The organism is Aeromonas sp. DNRA1, from assembly GCF_963888745.1.
GTDB classification, from domain to species: domain Bacteria; phylum Pseudomonadota; class Gammaproteobacteria; order Enterobacterales; family Aeromonadaceae; genus Aeromonas; species Aeromonas hydrophila.
Map to the genome: position 1 here is coordinate 73,955 of NZ_CAWPKQ010000008.1, position 19,101 is coordinate 93,055.

At 62.7% G+C, this 19,101-nt stretch carries 15 protein-coding genes; 5 read left to right on the top strand and 10 right to left on the bottom strand.

Translation table 11 applies throughout. The features are described 5' to 3' along the window. Positions 1–62 precede the first annotated feature (62 nt). The 5 genes from add to glnA all read right to left on the bottom strand — a co-directional run bounded on the left by add (position 63) and on the right by glnA (position 5,852). On the bottom strand, positions 63–1,064 hold the full coding sequence (gene add, locus AACQ43_RS20215; RefSeq protein WP_168968530.1) for an adenosine deaminase: 1,002 nt from the start codon (positions 1,062–1,064) through the stop codon (positions 63–65). Positions 1,065–1,205: 141 nt separating this feature from the next. Continuing rightward, positions 1,206–2,624 carry a nitrogen regulation protein NR(I) gene (gene glnG / locus AACQ43_RS20220; RefSeq protein WP_168968532.1) on the bottom strand — a complete coding sequence of 473 codons (1,419 nt, stop codon included), beginning with the start codon at positions 2,622–2,624 and terminating at the stop codon, positions 1,206–1,208. Between the two features lie 9 nt (positions 2,625–2,633). Then, positions 2,634–3,689 (bottom strand): nitrogen regulation protein NR(II), encoded by a 1,056-nt coding sequence (gene glnL, locus AACQ43_RS20225; protein WP_011704282.1) that lies wholly within the window; start codon positions 3,687–3,689, stop codon positions 2,634–2,636. 80 nt (positions 3,690–3,769) lie between these two features. Next, positions 3,770–4,351, bottom strand: a complete 582-nt coding sequence (locus AACQ43_RS20230; RefSeq protein WP_168968534.1) for a DUF4124 domain-containing protein — start codon at positions 4,349–4,351, stop codon at positions 3,770–3,772. A 91-nt stretch (positions 4,352–4,442) separates the two neighbouring features. Beyond that, positions 4,443–5,852: a glutamate--ammonia ligase gene (gene glnA, locus AACQ43_RS20235; protein ID WP_011704284.1), complete on the bottom strand. Its 1,410-nt coding sequence runs from the start codon at positions 5,850–5,852 to the stop codon at positions 4,443–4,445. A gap of 351 nt (positions 5,853–6,203) precedes the next feature. On the opposite strand from glnA, the gene typA reads away from it, so the two are divergent. The 4 genes from typA to dtd all read left to right on the top strand — a co-directional run bounded on the left by typA (position 6,204) and on the right by dtd (position 9,720). Next, on the top strand, positions 6,204–8,015 hold the full coding sequence (gene typA, locus AACQ43_RS20240; RefSeq protein WP_011704285.1) for a translational GTPase TypA: 1,812 nt from the start codon (positions 6,204–6,206) through the stop codon (positions 8,013–8,015). A 173-nt stretch (positions 8,016–8,188) separates the two neighbouring features. Beyond that, positions 8,189–9,061, top strand: coding sequence for a virulence factor BrkB family protein (locus AACQ43_RS20245; protein WP_017410593.1), 873 nt, complete (start codon positions 8,189–8,191; stop codon positions 9,059–9,061). Between the two features lie 3 nt (positions 9,062–9,064). After that, positions 9,065–9,202, top strand: a complete 138-nt coding sequence (locus tag AACQ43_RS20250) for a ribonuclease BN (protein ID WP_408756036.1) — start codon at positions 9,065–9,067, stop codon at positions 9,200–9,202. 80 nt (positions 9,203–9,282) lie between these two features. Then, complete coding sequence (dtd, locus tag AACQ43_RS20255; RefSeq protein WP_168968536.1) at positions 9,283–9,720, top strand: D-aminoacyl-tRNA deacylase; 438 nt, start codon at positions 9,283–9,285, stop codon at positions 9,718–9,720. Here the strand turns inward: dtd and AACQ43_RS20260 are convergent. Beyond that, complete coding sequence (locus AACQ43_RS20260) at positions 9,709–10,386, bottom strand: spermidine synthase (RefSeq protein WP_168968538.1); 678 nt, start codon at positions 10,384–10,386, stop codon at positions 9,709–9,711. The two genes, dtd and AACQ43_RS20260, sit on opposite strands and share 12 nt — an antisense overlap. A 417-nt stretch (positions 10,387–10,803) precedes the next feature. Between AACQ43_RS20260 and AACQ43_RS20265 the strand changes: the two genes are divergently transcribed. Further along, positions 10,804–11,712, top strand: a complete 909-nt coding sequence (locus AACQ43_RS20265) for a bifunctional GNAT family N-acetyltransferase/hotdog fold thioesterase (RefSeq protein ID WP_043126567.1) — start codon at positions 10,804–10,806, stop codon at positions 11,710–11,712. A gap of 62 nt (positions 11,713–11,774) precedes the next feature. Here AACQ43_RS20265 and AACQ43_RS20270 read toward each other — a convergent pair whose 3' ends face one another. From AACQ43_RS20270 to gntU, 4 genes are all read right to left on the bottom strand, one after another. Continuing rightward, a complete protein-coding gene (locus AACQ43_RS20270; protein ID WP_168968540.1) occupies positions 11,775–13,841 on the bottom strand; it encodes an AsmA-like C-terminal region-containing protein in 2,067 nt (688 codons plus the stop codon). A gap of 30 nt (positions 13,842–13,871) precedes the next feature. Next, positions 13,872–15,941: an ATP-dependent DNA helicase RecG gene (gene recG, locus AACQ43_RS20275; RefSeq protein WP_168968542.1), complete on the bottom strand. Its 2,070-nt coding sequence runs from the start codon at positions 15,939–15,941 to the stop codon at positions 13,872–13,874. 179 nt (positions 15,942–16,120) lie between these two features. Next, positions 16,121–17,470, bottom strand: a complete 1,350-nt coding sequence (gene pssA / locus AACQ43_RS20280) for a CDP-diacylglycerol--serine O-phosphatidyltransferase (RefSeq protein WP_016349097.1) — start codon at positions 17,468–17,470, stop codon at positions 16,121–16,123. Between the two features lie 146 nt (positions 17,471–17,616). Continuing rightward, complete coding sequence (gene gntU / locus AACQ43_RS20285; protein WP_168968544.1) at positions 17,617–18,957, bottom strand: gluconate transporter; 1,341 nt, start codon at positions 18,955–18,957, stop codon at positions 17,617–17,619. Between the last annotated feature and the right edge of the window lie 144 nt (positions 18,958–19,101).

The following is a 19,101-nucleotide window of genomic DNA, read 5'->3' on the forward strand; positions in this document are numbered from 1 at the left end:
AGTCGTGCAGACAATAAAAAACCGCCTCTCGGCGGTTTTTTATTGGGCGCGGAGCCAAGTGCTTAACGCTGGGCGGCGCGGGCGCTCAGCTCGGCCTTCTCGGCCTCGCTCAGGAAGGCCAGGGTCAGGCCATTCTGCTGGGCGGTGCAGATCTCGCTCACCGTCATGCCGGCAGCCGGGGCCGCCACCTCGTATTCGTGGGGCAGGTCGATGCCTTCCACCGCCGGGTCGTCGGTGTTGAGACAAGCCAGCACGTCGGCGGCCAGGAACTGGCGGATCGGGTGTTCGGTCAGGCTCGCCACCGTGGTGGTCTGAACGTTGGAGGTGAGGCAGGACTCGATGCCGATGCGGTGCTCGGCCAGATAGGCCATCAGGGCCGGATCCTGAATGGCTTTGACGCCGTGGCCGATACGTTCGGCACCCAGCTCGCGAATGGCCTGCCACATGCTCTCGGGGCCGGCGGCTTCACCGGCGTGCACGGTGACGCGCATGCCCGCATCACGCACCCGGCGGAAGTGGTCGGTGAACAGTTCGCCCGGGAAGCCCAGCTCGTCGCCGGCCAGATCGATGGCAACCAGCCGATCGCGATGGGCCAGACAGGCATCCAGCTCTTGCTTGCACTGTTCGGTGCCGAAGGTGCGGCTCATGATGCCGATCAGGTTGGTCTTGATGCCGAAGTGGCGGCTGCCGGCCGCCACGCCGTCGATGATAGCCTCTACCACACCCTGCGGGTGCAGCTTGTGGGCCATCGCCATGTAGGCCGGACTGAAACGCAGCTCGGCATAGTCAATGCCGGCGCGCAGCAGATCTTCCACGTTTTCGTAGGCGACCCGGCGGCAGGCGTCATAGTCGGCCAGCACGGCCACGCCCCAGTCCAGCTTCTTGAGGAAGGCGACTAGGCTCGGCTCATTCTCGACGATCTGCACATGGGGGCGCAGCGCCTCCAGCTCGAAGGCGGGCAGTTGAATGTTGTGCTGACGGCCCAGCTCGAGGATGGTCTGCGGGCGGATGTTGCCGTCCAGATGGCGGTGCAGGTCGGTCAGGGGAAGAGATCTGTCAATCATGATGGCGCCTTCTTCGAGTCGGGTGTGAAAGCCTGCCATTCTAGGCAGGGATCTCAAAAAAGATACCCCGTTTGAAATCAAACGGGGTCTTATTGGTCGGTGATTTGCCAAGGCGTGATGGGAATCGTTTTTCCCAAGGACTCAGGAGAGGTCGAGTTCCTTCAGCTTGCGGGTGAGGGTGTTGCGCCCCCAACCGAGCAGCCGTGCCGCCTCCTGTTTGTGACCATGGGTATGGTCCAGTGCGGTTTCCAGCATGATCCGCTCGAACTGGGGCAGGGCATCGGCCAGGATGTCGGTCTCCCCCAGCGCCAGTTTGGCGGCGACCCAGTCCTGCAACTGCTGCTGCCAGCCGCCGGACAGGGCCGGCTGACCCGGTTCGGCGCTGCTGGTGATGGGGGTGAGCAGCTCGGTGGGCAGATCGCTCACCAGCACCTCCTGGCCCGAAGCCATCACGGTAAGCCAGCGGCAGACGTTTTCCAGCTGGCGTACGTTGCCAGGCCAGGGCAGGCGGCTGATGTAGGCCTGGGTATCCGGATGCAGGCTCTTGGCCTCCACGTTCAGTTCCTTGGCTGCCCGCAGCAGGAAGTGCTGGGCCAGCTGGGGAATGTCCTCACGCCGCTCCTTGAGAGCAGGAATATGAATCCGTATGACGTTGAGGCGGTGGAACAGGTCTTCCCGAAATTCACCGTCGGCCACCCGCTTCTCCAGATTCTGGTGGGTGGCGGCGATGATCCGCACATCCACCTGCACCGGCTGATGGCCACCGACCCGGTAGAACTGGCCATCGGCCAGTACCCGCAGCAGCCGGGTCTGCACATCCAGCGGCATGTCGCCGATCTCGTCGAGAAACAGGGTACCGCCGTCGGCCTGTTCGAAGCGGCCGTGGCGAATGTTGTTGGCGCCGGTGAAGGCCCCTTTCTCATGGCCGAACAGTTCCGATTCGATGAGATCTTTCGGGATGGCGGCCATGTTGAGGGCGATGAAGTTCTTGTGGGCGCGCGGGCTGTGCTTGTGCAGGGCGTGGGCGACCAGCTCCTTGCCGGTACCGCTTTGGCCGTTGATCAGCACCGAGATGCTGGAGCGCGACAGCCGGCCGATGGCGCGGAACACCTCCTGCATGGCTGGTGCCTCGCCGATGATCTCCGGGCTGCTGGCCGGATTCTGCTGGCGTGCCTTGCGTTTGGTGCGCTGCTCCTTGAGGTGATTCTCGGCGCGGCGCACCAGGGTGACCGCCTCGTCGATGTCGAACGGTTTGGGCAGGTATTCGAAGGCACCGCGCTGGTAGGCATTGACCGCGCTGTCGAGATCCGAGTGGGCGGTCATGATGATGATGGGCAGATCGGCCTGGCGGCGATGGATCTGCTCAAGCAGGCTGAGGCCGTCGATGCCGGGCATGCGGATATCGGAGAGGATCACGTCCGGTGAGCGCATTTCCAGCGAGCTCAGCAGCGCCTCGCCATCGGCGAAACTCTCGCACTCGAAACCTTCACTGCCGAGGGTGCGCTCCAGCACCCAGCGGATAGAACTGTCGTCATCGACGATCCACACTTTTGCTGTCATGACGTTCCCTTATTTGCGAAGCGGTAAAAAGATGGTGAATTCGGTGTGGCCTGGCCAGCTGATGCAGTCGATCCGCCCCTTGTGCTGGTCGATCAGGTTCTGGGCGATGGAGAGGCCGAGCCCGGTGCCCCCCTCCTTGCCAGTGATCATGGGATAGAACAGGGTGTCGCGGATGGCATCCGGGATGCCGGGGCCGTTGTCGATGATCTTGATCTCGGCCGCCAGCCGGTAGCGCTGGCCGTGGATGGTGATCTGGAAGGCCGTGCGGGTCTTGATGCGGATTAGGCCGGTCTGCTCGCCGATGGCCTCGGCGGCGTTGCGCACCATGTTGAGAAAGGCCTGCTGCAGCTGGTCCGGTTCCATCTCGAATTCCGGGATGCTGGGATCGTAATCCCGCTCGATGCGCACCGTCGGTGGCAGCTCCAGCTCTACCAGCCGACGCACCTGCTCCAGTACCGAGTGGACGTTGTGCATCTGGTGACGACCTGGGCGCTGAGGGCCGAGCAGGCGATCGACCAGCACTCGCAGCCGGTCGGCCTGTTCGATGATGATGCCGGTATATTCGCGCAGGGCGGGGTCGGGCAGCTCCTTTTGCAGCAGCTGGGCCGCGCCGCGCAGACCGCCGAGGGGATTCTTGATCTCGTGGGCCAGGCCGCGTACCAGCTCCTTGGCCGCCTGCTGCTGGGCATGCTGCTGCAGCTCCTGGCTGATCTTCTTCTGCTGGTCGATCTTGCGCAGCTCCACCACCATCAGCCGCTGCTCATGATCGGCCAGCGGGCTGACGCTCATCTCCACCAGTCTGGGCTCTCCTTCCACCACCAGGGTGACTTCACTGTCGGTAAAACCCTGCCCCGAGCTGAGGCACTGCTTCAGCCGCTGCAGATCGAGGGAGATGTGTTCCAGCAGGTGGGGCAGTTCGATACCGATCAGCCGGCGCTGACTGAGGGAGAGCAACTGCTCGGCGGCCGGGTTGACGAATTGTATGCAGAGCCGCTCATCCATCAGGATGACGGCGGTCAGCAAGTTATCGAGCAGTATCTTGGCTTGATCCGGGCGGGTTGGCACAGGTTTCTCCCTAAAACGGTGCTACACACCAGCAATGCACCAATGTGGTGCATCTAGTCTACCCGTATCGAGGCACAGGATCACCCCTTGTTGTTGAGGGGGGTCACTTTGGGTGCAGGATTGATGCTGGCCCGGTGCAGGTAGAAGGTGACTGGCTTGGATTTAGCAAGGATCGTACCGTCTTTGGCGAGCAGCTCGAGCTGGGCCTCATGGGCACCGCGATCGAGGTTTTCGACCCGGATGGCGAGCGAGTTTTTAACGATGGGGGCTGCCTTGCCGTCCAGGGTCAGGCGCACATCGTACTGGGTTGGCGGTTGCGGGCTGATCTGACCCTGAAACACCACGTTGCCGGTGTTGTCACGCAGGGTGCTGCCCTGTTCCGGGGAGAGTAGTTCGATCACCAGCTTGGCCGCCTCCTTCTCTTTCTTGGCATCGACGCCGGTGAGGCTGTTGAAGTTGTCCACTTGCACCGAGCGGGGTGAACTGCCGATGAAGGGGGCGACGCGCAGATCGACCTCTTTGGCTTTCTGGCCGGGGGGAGGGGCATCCGTGTAGTGAACGACTCCCTGGCTGTCGGTCCAGGAGTATACCTTTGCAGCCTGGGCGCCGGTGGCGGCCAGCAGCAACAGGCTCAGCATCCATACTGGGTCGGCGTTTTTCATCCATCTCTCCTTGACGGGATTTTGCTTAATCCTATCAGAGAAAAAACCCGCCTGTCGGCGGGTTTGGTCAAGTTCTGAGCTGGCTTCCGGATTAAACGGAGTAGTACAGTTCGAACTCCAGCGGGTGCGGGGTCATGCGCACGCGGTCAACGTCCTGCTGCTTCAGCTCCAGGTAGGAGTTGATGAAGTCGTCGCTGAACACGCCACCGCGGGTCAGGAACTCGCGATCCGCATCCAGCGCGGCCAGGGCTTCATCCAGAGAGCCGGCCACGGTCGGCACTTCGGCAGCTTCTTCCGGCGGCAGGTCATACAGGTTCTTGTCCATGGCATCGCCCGGATGGATCTTGTTGATGATGCCGTCCAGACCGGCCATCAGCTGGGCTGCGAAGGCCAGGTACGGGTTGGCAGCCGGATCCGGGAAGCGCACTTCGATGCGGCGAGCTTTCGGGCTCGGCACGACCGGGATACGGATGGAGGCAGAACGGTTGCGGGCAGAGTAGGCCAGCATGACCGGTGCTTCATAACCCGGTACCAGACGCTTGTAGGAGTTGGTGGTCGGGTTGGCGAAGGCGTTGATGGCCTTGGCATGCTTGATGATGCCGCCGATGTAGTGCAGCGCCATCTCGGACAGACCGCCGTACAGGTCACCGGCGAACAGGTTGACGCCGTTCTTGGCCAGGGACTGGTGGCAGTGCATGCCGGAGCCGTTGTCACCGAACATGGGTTTCGGCATGAAGGTGACGGTCTTGTTGTAGGCGTGGGCCACGTTGTGGATCACGTACTTCAGCACCTGCACTTCATCCGCTTTCAGGGTGAGGGTGTTGAAACGGGTCGCGATCTCGTTCTGGCCTGCAGTCGCCACTTCGTGGTGGTGAGCTTCAACGACCTGGCCCATCTCTTCCAGCACCAGACACATGGCGGCACGGATATCCTGAGAGGAGTCAACCGGTGCAACCGGGAAGTAGCCACCCTTGACGAAAGGACGGTGACCCTTGTTGCCGTGCTCGTAATCGGTACCGGAGTTCCAGGCGGCTTCTTCGGATTCGATCTTCACGAAGCTGTGGCCCATGGTGTTCGAGAAGGTGATGTTGTCGAACATGAAGAATTCCGGCTCCGGCCCGAACAGCACGGTGTCGGCGATGCCGCTGGACTTCAGGAAGTCTTCGGCACGCTTGGCGATGGAGCGCGGATCGCGGTCGTAGCCCTGCATGGTGGCCGGTTCCAGCACGTCACAGACGATGTTCAGGGTGGTCTCTTCAGTGAACGGATCCAGTTTGGCGGAGGCCGCATCCGGCATCAACACCATGTCTGATTCGTTGATACCCTTCCAGCCGCCGATGGAGGAACCATCGAACATCTTGCCGTCTTCGAAGAAATCTTCGTCAACCTGATGGGAAGGGATGGATACGTGCTGCTCTTTACCCTTGGTGTCGGTAAAGCGCAGGTCGACAAACTTGACTTCGTGTTCCTGGATCAGGGCCAAAACGTTCTGGGCTGACATGCTAAGTAACCTCCGGTGTTAAAACTCTTAGGGTGAATGCGTCATCGCATTCACATAAGCCAGTATCGTGCCAAGTTTGTGACAGCTTGATTTCAGGGCATTTGGGGCTATAAGCCAGCCCTGAGACCCGCCATCTCAGCGCGTTACGCCTCAAAGTAGTGCATCCATGGATCGTTTTGGTGCACTAAAATGGTGCGCGTTATACGGTCAGCCCCCATCTAAGCAGGCTTTGATCGGAAGGTCTATGATCCTGATCCCCTGTTGTGCGCGAATGTACTGCAATTCTGCTAGGCAGATCACAAAGGCGAGAGTACAATTAGCGCCCAATTTTACCCGGTGATTGAGGCGAGAATGTTAGAGAATTTACGCAATATTGCGATTATTGCGCACGTTGACCACGGCAAAACGACTCTGGTTGATAAGCTGCTGCAGCAGTCCGGCACCCTGGACCGCTCCACGGAAGGCCAGGAACGGATCATGGACTCCAATGATCTGGAACGGGAACGTGGCATCACCATTCTCGCCAAGAACACTGCGATCCGCTGGAACGACTACCGCATCAACATCGTTGATACCCCGGGTCACGCCGACTTCGGTGGTGAGGTAGAGCGCGTACTGTCCATGGTTGACTCCGTGCTGCTGCTGGTTGACGCCGTTGACGGCCCGATGCCGCAAACCCGTTTCGTGACCCAGAAGGCATTCGCCCAGGGTCTGAAGCCGATCGTGGTCATCAACAAGATCGACCGTCCGGGTGCTCGTCCTGACTGGGTAATGGATCAGGTATTCGATCTGTTCGACAACCTGGGTGCCACCGACGAACAGCTGGACTTCAAAGTTGTTTACGCCTCTGCACTGAACGGTTGGGCCACCATGGATCAGGACGTTGAGTCCGATAACATGGAACCCCTGTTCCAGGCCATCGTCGATAACGTGGAAGCGCCCAAGGCTGATGCCGACGGTGGTTTCCAGATGCAGATCTCCCAGCTGGACTACAACTCCTATGTTGGCGTCATCGGTATCGGCCGCATCACCCGTGGTCGCGTCAAGACCAACCAGCAGGTCACCATCGTCGGTGCCGACGGCAAGTCCCGTACCGGCAAGGTCGGTCAGGTGCTGGGTTATCTGGGTCTGTCCCGTACCGAAGTGGCCGATGCGCAAGCTGGCGACATCATCGCCATCACCGGTCTGGGCGAGCTGAAGATCTCCGACACCATCTGTGACAACGGCGCCGTTGAAGCGCTGCCGCCGCTCTCCGTTGACGAGCCGACCGTGAACATGACCTTCCAGGTCAACACCTCACCGTTCGCCGGCAAAGAGGGCAAGTTCGTGACCTCCCGCAACATCCTGGAGCGTCTGAACCAGGAGCTGGTCCACAACGTGGCCCTGCGCGTGGAAGAGACCGATGATCCGGACAAGTTCCGTGTCTCCGGCCGTGGTGAACTGCACCTGTCCATCCTGATCGAAAACATGCGTCGCGAAGGTTACGAGCTGGCGGTATCCCGTCCGGAAGTTATCCTGCGCACCGTAGACGGCGTTTTGCAAGAACCGTTCGAAACTGTAACCGTGGACGTGGAAGAAGCACACCAGGGTTCCGTGATGGAGCAACTCGGCCTGCGCAAGGGCGAGATGACCAACATGACTCCGGATGGCAAAGGCCGTGTTCGCCTGGACTTCATGATCCCGAGCCGTGGCCTGATCGGCTTCCAGACCGAGTTCATGACCCTGACCTCCGGTACCGGTCTGCTGTACCACACCTTCGACCACTACGGTCCGCACAAGGGTGGCAGCATCGGCGAGCGTCAGAACGGCGTGCTGATCTCCAACGCTACCGGCAAGGCGCTGACCTATGCCCTGTTCGGTCTGCAAGACCGCGGTCGTCTGTTCATCGGTCACGCGACCGAAGTGTACGAAGGCCAGGTGATCGGTATTCACTCCCGTTCCAACGACCTGACCGTAAACTGCCTGAAGGGCAAGCAGCTGACCAACATGCGTGCCTCCGGTACCGACGAAGCCCAGGTGCTGACTCCGCCGATCCGCATGTCGCTGGAACAGGCTCTGGAGTTCATCGACAACGACGAACTCGTTGAAGTCACTCCGAAGAGCATCCGTATCCGCAAGAAACTGCTGACCGAGATGGATCGCAAGCGCGCCGGTCGTGCTTGATATCTGTTCATCGACAGACAGAGAGAGGCCTTCGGGCCTCTTTTTTTATGCCTGCTCGCCGCGGGCAGGCGGCTGCAGGTGCCGGTGCGAGTCGCACCCGGCTGGCCCATGGGTGGTCAAATGACCATGCTATCTGACACAATGTCTGCACTATGAAGACGTTGGGAGCGACAATGCAGCAGAAATTCGGCGGCCGTCTTGGCCATGCCCTCTCTTTTTTACGCCACGATGGCGGCCACTTCGCCCAGTTTGTCTGGGGCCGTTTCCAGCAAGACAGGTTGACGGTCACTGCCGGCTATCTGGCCTATGTGACCCTGCTCTCCTTGGTGCCGATGATCGCTGTGGTATTCGGCATGATGTCGGCCTTTCCGGTATTCCAGAGCTTGAAGCAGGCGATGGAGCAGTTCGTCTATCACAACTTCGTGCCTACCGCCGGCGAGATGCTCAAGGAGTACATCGACGGCTTCGTGGCCAACGCCACCAACACCACGGCAGTCGGTATCGGCGCTCTGATCGTGGTGGCACTGATGCTGATCTCGGCCATCGACAAGAACCTCAACTATATCTGGCGCTCCACCCAGAGCCGGCCGCTGGCCCAAGCATTCGCCATGTACTGGATGATCCTGACACTGGGGCCGGTGCTCATCGGGGCCAGCATCGCCATCTCCTCCTACATTTTCTCGCTGCGGCTGTTCGGGGCCGAGAGCCTGTTCGGCATCGGCTATCTGTTGCTGCGCGGCTTGCCGTTCCTGTTCTCGGTGCTCACCTTTCTGCTGGTCTATACCGTGGTGCCCAACTGCAAGGTGCGGCTGATGCATGCCTTCATCGGCGCCCTGGTGGCGGCCACCCTGTTCGAGCTGGCCAAGCGTGGCTTTGCCATTTACATCACCAACTTCCCCTCCTATCAGGCCATCTATGGTGCCCTGGCGACCATCCCCATCCTGTTTGTCTGGGTCTACCTGAGCTGGTTGGTGGTCTTGCTTGGCGCCGAGACCACTGCCTGCCTTGGTGAATATGAGCGGCCTGCCTCAGAAGAGTTGGCTTGAACGTTGTTGTTGGCATTGGCGACCATGCTGTTTGTCTGGGCCTATGTGGACTGCCTGAGCTGGCTGGTGGTCTTGCTTGGCGCGGAAACCACCGCCTGCCTCGGCGAATATGAGCGACCGGGCGCCTATGAGTTGGCCTGACCCGGCCCCTTGCTGTTAGCATCGACGACCGCCCCCGTCAGCAGATGGGGGCGGTCGTTTCGTTTTGAGAGGAGAGGGATGTGATTGCACTGATTCAGCGGGTCAGCGAGGCCAGCGTAACGGTAGAGGGCGAGGTGACCGGGGCCATCGGTCAGGGTCTACTGGTGCTGCTCGGGGTGGAGCAAGGGGATGACGAGGCCAAGGCCGACAAGCTGCTGCACAAGGTGAGCGGTTACCGCATCTTCTCCGATGAGAATGGCAAGATGAACCTCAATGTAAGCCAGGCCGGCGGCAGCCTGCTAGTAGTCTCTCAGTTCACCCTGGCTGCGGATACCAACAAGGGGATGAGGCCCAGCTTCTCCGGCGGCGCCCATCCGGTCGAGGCCGAGCGGCTATACGACTACTTCGTGGCGCAGGCCGCTGCCAGCAGCATACCGACCGCCACCGGCCGCTTCGCCGCCGACATGAAGGTGGCGCTGGTCAATGACGGGCCGGTTACCTTCTGGCTACAGGTCTGACGCCAGCTCGTAGCGGGGGGCCGTGTGCAGCAGGACGTTGCGCAGCCCCGGCACCGGGTAGGGGGTGGTGGGGCCGACCCACTGTTCCAGCAGCATCAGCACCCGGGTCAGCTCGAGGCGGGTGCGCGGCAGCAGGTTGATGATGAGCTCACCGTTCAGGCGGGGGGCCAGCGCCTGATAGATCCGCTCCTGGAACAGCAGCGGCGGATTGCCGTCCTGGCTGAACAGGTCGAGCAGGATAAGGTCGTACTGCGCCTCGCTCTGTTCCAGAAAGGCGAGGGCATCGGCCTGGTGCAGGATCGGCGCACGCTGCGGGTGTTGGTCAGGCTGAAAGAACAGCTGATAGAGGGTGATCACCTCTTCATCGAGGTCGACGCACTCGTGACGGGCATCTGGCCAGCGCTGGTGCAGATGGCGGGTGAGATCGCCGCCCCCCAGCCCCAGCTCGAGGATGTTGCCGGCCTGCTCGGGCAGCAGACAGGCGATCACCTGCTGGTGTGGCAGGCAGAGGGTGGCGGGTTCGGCCAGGGACATGGCCGACTGCACCACGCCGTCGATCTCCAGCCAGCGGTGATGGGCATTTTCCTGCACGGTGAGCCGGCGCTGGGGCTTGGCGCTGAGGTGCAATAAGTGGTCGGCTTGGTACGCTTGCAGATTGAAGTCCATGAATTTGCACGGCAAGATGGTTTTCGACCAGTGTAACTCAAGGATGGAACTATGTACCGGGTGGTCACCCCCCAGACGGCAGCCGAACCGGATGCCCATTATCAGTTGAGCTGGGAGGCATGGGTGCGCAAGCCCTTCCGTCTGTCCGTCGGCGCTAACTCAAGGATCGCTTTATGTACCGGGTAGTCACTCCTCGAACCGCAGCCGAATTGGACTCTTACTACCAGCTGAGTTGGGAGGCATGGGTGCGCAAGCCCTTCAATGTGCCCGTCGGCGCTAACTCAAGGATCGCTTTATGTACCGGGTAGTCACTCCTCGAACCGCAGCCGAGTTGGACTCTTACTACCAGCTGAGTTGGGAGGCATGGGTGCGCAAGCCCTTCAATGTGCCCGTCGGCGCTAACTCAAGGATCGTTTTATGTACCGGGTAGTCACTCCTCAAACGGCTGCCGAGCTGGACGCTTACTACCAGTTGCGCTGGGAACTACTGCGTAAACCCTTCAATCTGCCCGTCGGTTCCGAGCGGGATGAATACGATACCGTCGCCATTCACCGGCTGATGCTGGCCCCCGACGGGACGCCCATCGCGGTGGGGCGGCTGTTTGTCGGCGGTGACGAGGCCCAGATCCGTTTCATGGCGCTGCGCCCCGAATTTCGTGGTCAGGGGCTGGGTGCCCGCATGGTGGAAGATCTCGAACAGCTGGCCCGCAGCGAGAAGGTGAAGCGGCTGGTGATGAATGCCCGCCAGGAGGCGGTGGAGTTCTACCGCAAGTGCGGTTTTCTGGAGGTGGGGGAAGGCCCCGTCTCCTTCGGCCGCATTCCGCACCGCCAGATGATCAAGTCCCTGAGCCCGCTGCAGACCATCCAGTACCGGTCGGAGTGGTGCCAGGATCTCACCACCCGCTGGTCACGCGGCATTCCCATCAGCGAGAAGATGGGGGTGCACATCACCCACTACGACGGCCAGACCTTCCACCTCAAGGCCAATCTGGCGGCCAATCTCAACGTGCATGACACCATGTTCGCCGGCAGCATCTACAGCCAGTGCGTGCTGGCGGGCTGGGGCCTGATCTGGCTGCAGCTCAAGGAGGCGGGGCTGGTGGGGGATACCGTTCTGGCGGAGGGCAACATCAAGTACTACCGGCCGGTCAAGGAGGAGCCGGAGGCGCGGGTGGCGCGCGAAGGCATGCCTGCCGTGCTCGAGCCGCTCAAGGCCGGCGAATCCGCCAAGTTCAGCCTCAAGATCAAACTGTTCAGCGGTGACAAGCTGGCGGCCGAGTTCCTCGGTCACTACGTGGTGCAGCCGGTGAAGCGGCCGGGCCAGTAGCCCCGCACGGGATCCCATCAAGCAACAAGGCCTCATCACGAGGCCTTGTTGTTTTCTGTCGGCTAGCCGTTGGCCGCCTGTGCGGCCGGGGCCTGCGGCGCCGGTCGCCAGAGCGGGCTGCTGTTGCCCTGGGGTGGGTAGCGTACGCCGGTTTCCCAGCCGCAGCCGTCCGGTTTTTGCTGGAAGCCCCAGCTGAGGGTCGGCTCGGCGAGCGGCCCGCGCCACTGGCCGAGCAGCTCGGCACAGTGCTGACCGTTGAGGACGCCCAGATCCAGCTGCCACTGCTCATTGACCAGATCGACGCTGCCCTGCACTCCCAGCAGGTGGGTAATGGTGGAAGCGCCGGCCTGTTCGATCTTCAGCTGGCCTTGCGCCACCTTGCCCTGCAGCTTGATGCGATAGAAGGGGGTGTCGCCCTCCTGCATCGCCTGCCAGAGCTCGGCCGGGCTGAGGGTTGGCGCCGCTGCCTGCTTGAACCACTGATCCAGCAGCGGATCTATCTTCACCTTGTCCCAGAACGGCTCGGTGGCATCGAGGGCAATGTTCCCCTGCAGGGAGCTGCGCCAGGCGCCCGGGGTGCCGGGGTGCAGCGCCTGCAGATCGGCGCTCAGGTCCATCTTGCCAGAGAAGGAGACGGGGGAGTGGAGGATCTTGCCCCACTGCACCAGATCCAGTTTCTCGCCCTTGAGCTGCAACCGGCTGGTCTGGCCCGGCTCGCGTCCCCACTGGCCGCTCAGGCTGAGGCTGCCCTCATCCGGCAGCGAGCTGGTGAGCTTGTTGAGCTGCCAGGAGCCGGCCGTCAGCTCGCCATCCAGCTCGCCGTTGCGGGCACTGAGGCCGTCCCACACCAGTTCGAACCAGGCGCTCTCGAGCCGGGCCCGGCCCAGCAGCGGGCCCGGCTGGTTGCCGCGCAGGCTGAGATCGGTGAGATAGAACTGCCAGCCGGTCAGCGACAGGGGCAGGGTATCGTCGAAGGAGAGCACCTTGAGCTTGTCGAAGGCCAGCTTGCGGATGTCGATCTGCTGCGGGCGCCAGCTCTGCCAATCCTGCCACCACCCTTCCGGCAGACTGATGTCCATGCCGCTCAGCGCCATGTCCTTGAGGGTCAGCTTCTGCTGCAGGGGATCGAGAGAGAGTTCCAGGTTGAACTCTCCTTCATAGGCCTTGCCCTGCAACTCGGCATCCAGCTGCTGGGGCGAGAAGGCGACCTTGCCCTGGATGGATTCCAGCTGGAACAGGCCACGGCCGAGATCGCCGAGGGTCCCCGAGAAGTAGCCGCTGGGCGTGCTGCCAGCCTGCCAGTTGAAGGCGGTCAGCTGGCCGCTGAGGTTGTTGAGGGCCAGCTCCTGCTCGATGTCATTGAAGCTGAGATCCCGGATCTGGCCGAGATCCAGGCTGACCTGGCGCAGGGGGGATTCGGCTTTGGCGAGGGTGCCCCACTCGATGCGCATGCCCTGGCTCTTGAGGTTGTTCAGCCGCAGACTGCGGGCGGGCCAGTCGAGCACCATGCCGGTTTCGAGCAGACCGTCGAACAGGTTGGCGGTCAGCTTGTCGGTACTCAGCACCTGCCCCTCCAGCCGGCCGGCCAGGTTGAGACGGGAGAGGGCCCAGGCCGGGGTTGCCAGCTCAGTGATGTTGAGGGTCAGGTTGGCCTGGGGCGGGCGCACCGGATTGAGCAGCTGCCAGTCGCTCAGGGTGGCGTTGAGGCCGCGCAGGGTCAGCCCGTCGCTCTCAAGGCTGAGCCGGTCTATGGTGCTGTCGGCGATGGTGAGGGAGTGCACCGGCAGGCTTGGCAGCTGGTTGGGCAGTGGCAGCTTGATGGCCGGGCGAATGAGATCGAGATGGGCGATGCGCACATCGCGGCTCAGCCAGTCGATGCTCTCTATTTCGAGATAGATCTTGTCGAGGGTCACGGCGTGGCCGTAACTCACCTGCTCTGCCAGCAGGGTGTAGGGGTGAAGCGGGTTGAACACCAGCCGGCCTATGGTGACCGGCACGCCGGTCTGCTGGCTGAGCCAGCCGGCGATGGGCCCCTTGGCCCGCTCGGCATCGAACAGGCCAAGCCCGACCCAGACAAAGAGCAACAGGAAGGCAAGGGTGTAGAGCAGGCCGCGCAGCCAGGAATTCATCAGTGCTTTCCTCCTGTTTCTGTTGCTTGGTCAGGCATTGGAGTAGTGATCCCGCAGACCGAGCCAGCGCCGTATCAAGGGTTCGACATGGCTTGGATGGCGGTCCATCAAGAAGCGCGCCATCTTCTGCACCTGCGGGATGAGCGATTGGTCGCGTACCAGATCGGCGATCTTGAGGTCAGCCAGGCCGGTCTGGCGGGTGCCGAGCAGCTCACCCGGGCCGCGCAGCTCCAGATCCCGCTGGGCGATGAGAAAGCCGTCGTTGGTCTCCCGCAGCACCCCGAGCCGGCTCTGGGCCGTCTTGGACAAGGGGGCATGATAGAGCAGCACGCAGTGGGAGGCCACCGAGCCGCGCCCGACCCGGCCGCGCAGCTGGTGCAGCTGCGCCAGCCCCAGTCGCTCCGGGTTTTCGATGATCATCAGGCTGGCGTTGGGCACGTCCACCCCCACCTCGATGACGGTGGTGGCGACCAGCAGTTGCAGTATGCCCGCCTTGAACTCTTCCATCACCCGCTGTTTCTCGACCGGCCGCATCCGGCCGTGCACCAGCCCGATGTGCAGGCCGGGCAGCAGGTTCTGCAGCTCTGCGGCGGTATCCTCGGCGGCCTGGCACTCCAGCACCTCCGACTCCTCGATCAGAGTGCAGACCCAGTAGGCCTGCTTGCCCTCCTCGCAGGCCAGTCTGACCCGTTCGATCACGTCCTGGCGGCGGCTGTCCGGCAGCGCCACCGTGGTGATAGGGGTGCGGCCCGGTGGCAGCTCGTCGATGATGGAGGTGTCGAGGTCGGCATAGGCGGTCATCGCCAGGGTGCGGGGGATGGGGGTGGCGGTCATGATCAGCTGATGGGGGTGTACCCCTTCCCGCTCCCCTTTTTCCCGCAGGGCGAGCCGCTGATGCACGCCGAATCTGTGCTGTTCGTCGATGATGACCAGGGCGAGGCGCTGGAACACCACCTGCTCCTGAAAGATGGCGTGGGTGCCCACCACCATCTTGACGCTGCCATCGGCGATGGCGGCCAGCGCTTCTTCTCGTGCCTTGCCCTTCTGCTTGCCCGCCAGCCAGCCGACCCCGATACCGAGCGGTTCCAGCCACTTGGCGAAGTTGATGGCGTGCTGTTCGGCCAGCAGTTCGGTCGGCGCCATCAGCCCCACCTGACAGCCGTTGCCGATGGCCTGCAGGGCGGCCAGCGCCGCGACCAGCGTTTTACCTGAGCCCACGTCCCCCTGTACCAGTCGCATCATGGGATGGCTCTGTTGCAGATCCCGGCCGATCTCCGCCACCACCCGGTTCTGGGCACCGGTGGGGGTGAACGGCAGGGCATCGAGCAGCTGTTCGACCAGCGCAGGTGCCGGTTTGAGGGCGCGGGCCAGCTGGGTTTGTGCCTGGGCCCGCACCTTCAAGACCGAGAGGTTGTGAGCCAGCAGTTCTTCCAGCACCAGCCGCTGCTGGGCCGGGTGCTGGCCGCTCTCGAGCAGGGCCAGCGCCACCGAGGGGGGCGGACGGTGCAGCAGTTTCAGGGCCGCGGCCAGATCGATCTGCTGGGGATAGAGGCCGGCGGGCAGCAGCTCCTCTACCCCGTAGAGGTCGAGCTGGGCCAGCGCCTGATCGGTGAGGCTGCGCAGGGTGAGCTGGCGCAGCCCCTCGGTGGTCGGGTAGACGGGGGTGAGCGCCTCTTCGGTCTGGCCGGCCTGCTCCTCGCCGAGCAGCTTGTACTCGGGGTGGGCCATCTCCAGCCCGTACTTGCCGGGGCGCACTTCGCCGAAGCAGCGCATCAGCCGGCCCGGGCTCAGGCTGTTCTTCTGGGCGGCGGTGAAGTTGAAGAAGCGCAGGGTGAGGGTGCCGGTGCCGTCGCTGATGCGGCAGACCAGCATGCGGCGACGCCCCATCACCAGCTGAGTGTCCTGGATCTCCCCTTCGACGGCGCCGTGCAGGCCGGGCGGCAGATCGCCGATGGGCCACACCTGGGTGCGGTCCTCGTAGCGCAGGGGGAGGTGGAACAGCAGATCCTGCACCGTGGCCAGCCCCAGCCGCTCGAGCTTTTCCTGCATCTTGCTGCCGACGCCCTTGAGGCTGTCGAGGGAGATTTTATCCAATTTCATCAATTAGATGCCCGAAAACACTGTAAATATGTCCAGATGATAGGGTTTATTGCTGTCTCGACGCAAGCCGCGTCGTGCGGTTGGGGCTCGGTTGGTGGGCAGCGGAGCCCCCAATGACAAGGGCCTGCCGATGTGCGGCAGGCCCTTGTGAGGATCCCCGAGGGCGCGATGCGCGCCGGTCAGATGATGCGCTTGAGCAGGATATGGGCCTTGACCCTGTGGATCCGGGCCAGCAGCTTGCGCACCTGATCCGGGTAGTCCTGGATCTGCTCGATCTGATCGAAGTGGCTGATGCGCTTGGTGTTGGCCAGGATGTTCTCGCGCTCGGCGTTGAACTGGGGCCGCAGCAGGTGACGGCGATCGTAGACCAGCAGGCCGTTCTCCAGATCCAGCGCCCAGGCGCGGGGATTGAGGTTGTTGCCGGTGAGCAGGGCCCACTCGTCATCCACGAAGATCCCCTTGAGGTGGTAGGAGTTGCGCTCGCAGCACCAGAGCATCAGGTTGAGACGGCCGGCATCGATGTGATGCTGGTTGCGCTCGGCGAACTTGCGCAGGTTGGTCTCGTACAGATAGGGCAGGCCGCCGATGGTGGAGAATTTCTCCTCCGGCGGAATGAAGAAGTCGTTGGCGGTCTTGTCGCCCACCACGATCGTCACCTTGCAGCCGCGCTTGAGCAGGGCCTCGATATCCTTGTTCAACTCCTTGGGCGGGTTGAAGTAGGGGGTGCAGATGAAGATCTCCCGCTCGGTGGCCCGCACCAGGGTACGGATCATCTTGTTGAGCTGGTTGCCGCGCTTGCCCAGGCCGCTCATCGGGGTGATGGCGACCTCCTGGCTGTTGACCGGCATGGTGTCGAAGCGATACTGGCCGAGGCGCAGGTTGTGCTTGAAGCGGCGGATCGGCCCCTTCAGCTGCTTGGCGCTGGGGATGTCGGTGCGATCCAGTCGCTGCACCGCCTCGCTGCGCAGGAACAGGTCATCCACGTAGTTGACCATGCTGCGGGTCAGCTCCGGGCTGGTGATCTGGTGATAGCGGTCGAAACGGTAGCGATCCTGCTGGTGCAGGTAGATGTCGTTGAGACTGGCACCGGAGTAGAGCAGGGTGTCATCGAAGATGAAGCCCTTGAGGTGCAGCACCCCGAGCAGTTCACGCCCCTTCACCGGCACGCCGTAGATGGCGATCTGGTGCTCGTGGCGGGCAGCCATCTCCTGATACATCAGGTGGTTGCCGCCTTGCTTGCCCTTGCCGATCAGGCCGCGCTGGGCACGGTGGAAGTCGACGAAGACCTTGACATCGAGGGCCGGGTTGCGCTGCTTGGCGGCGTAGAGGGCGGAGAGGATCTCCCGTCCCGCCTCGTCATCCTGCAGATAGAGCGCCACCAGATAGATGCGCTGACGCGCGCTGGCGATGAGCGAAAGGATCCGGCTCTTGAAGTCCTTGGCGCTGTTGAGCACTTCAAACTGGTCTGCGGCGACGGCGATCTGGGGCAGGCGCGCCAGCAGCTGTCGATAATGTGCCGATGAATGCATAGAGAAACCTGAAATCACTGCGTTAAGCGTTCCACTCGGAGCGATGGATAGGCGATTCTAGCAATCTCGCCCTGTTAGCCAAAGAAAGAATCGTCATAAAGATGAAAAAGGCCTCACATTGGAGGCCTTTTTCCGCACGGTTGCGATCAGAGGAAGCTGTAGATGATCATCGCCATCACGCCGCCGGTGGTGCCTATGATGGTCTCCATCACGGTCCAGGTCTGCAGAGTCTGCTTCTCGGTGAGACCGAGGTAGCGGTTGGCCAGCCAGAAGCCGGAGTCATTGACGTGGGAGAGCACGATGGCCCCGCCGCCGATGGCGATGGTGACCGCCGCCAGCTGGGCGCCGCTGAGGCCGAGCGGTTCCAGCATCGGCAGCACCAGACCGCAGGCGGTCAGCATGGCGACGGTGGCGGAGCCCTGAATGACCCGCACCGCGGCCGCCAAAATGAAGGCCAGCGCGACGATGGGCAGGCCGGAGTCCGCCAGCATGTTGCCAAGGGCGGCACCCACGCCGGAATCAACCAGCACCTGCTTGAACACGCCACCGGCACCGGTCACCAGGATGATGACGCCGGCCGGCTGGATGGCGCTGTTGCAGACGTTCATCACCTCGTCACGGGACATGCCGCGACGGATCCCCAGCAGGTAGAAGGCGGCCAGGCAGGCGACCATGATGGCGGTGAAGGGGTGGCCGATGAACTCCAGCCAGCCGTGCAGGGGCGTGCCGGCCTCGACGAAGCGTCCAACGATGGTCTTGAGACCGATCAGCAGCAGCGGCAGGCCGATGAGGCCCATGGCCAGCCCGAAGGAGGGCAGGTTCTGGCCGTCGTCGTGGGCGCTGCTCTGGGCGTCGGCCGGCAGCGGCACGTCCACTACCTTGCTGATCAGCTCACCAAACAGCGGGCCGGCCAGGATCAGGGCCGGAACGGCGGCGATCAGGCCGAACAGGATCATGTAGCCGAAGTCGGCACCCAGCTGGGATGCCACCAGGATGGGGCCCGGCGCCGGGATCAGGAAGGCCTGGCAGGTGGCGATGCCCGCCAGCAGGGCGATGCCGATCTTCACCACGCTGCCGCCACCACGGCGGACGATGGCGAAGGCGACGCCGATCAGCAGCACCACGGCCACGTCGAAGAACAGCGGCAGTGCGCAGACGAAGCCGGTCAGCGCCATGGCCCAGTTGGCGCGCTTGACGCCGAACTTGCCGAGCAGGGTATGGGCCACCCGGTCGAGGGCGCCGGTGACTTCCATCACCTTGCCGAACATGGCGCCCAGTGCCACCACCACGGCGACGAAGCCGAGGGTGCCGCCCATCCCTTTCTGGATGGTGGCGGCGATGTCGGCCGGGTTCATGCCGGCGGCGAGCCCCGCCACCATGGAGACCAGGATGAGGGAGACGACCGCGTGCAGGCGGGCCTTCATCACCAGAAAGAGCAGCAGCACGATGGAGCCGGCGGCCGTCATGATCAGGGAGAGGTCAGACATTGTTGTGCATTCCTTGTTCCAAGTTCAGTGTCGACACCCTGCCGATCCGTCGGCAGACCATATCTTTATGATTTATTTAGATTTATGGCCAGGGCTCAAACTCGATTGCCCAGGTGACTATGAGTGCGATCAGTCTGTGGCAGA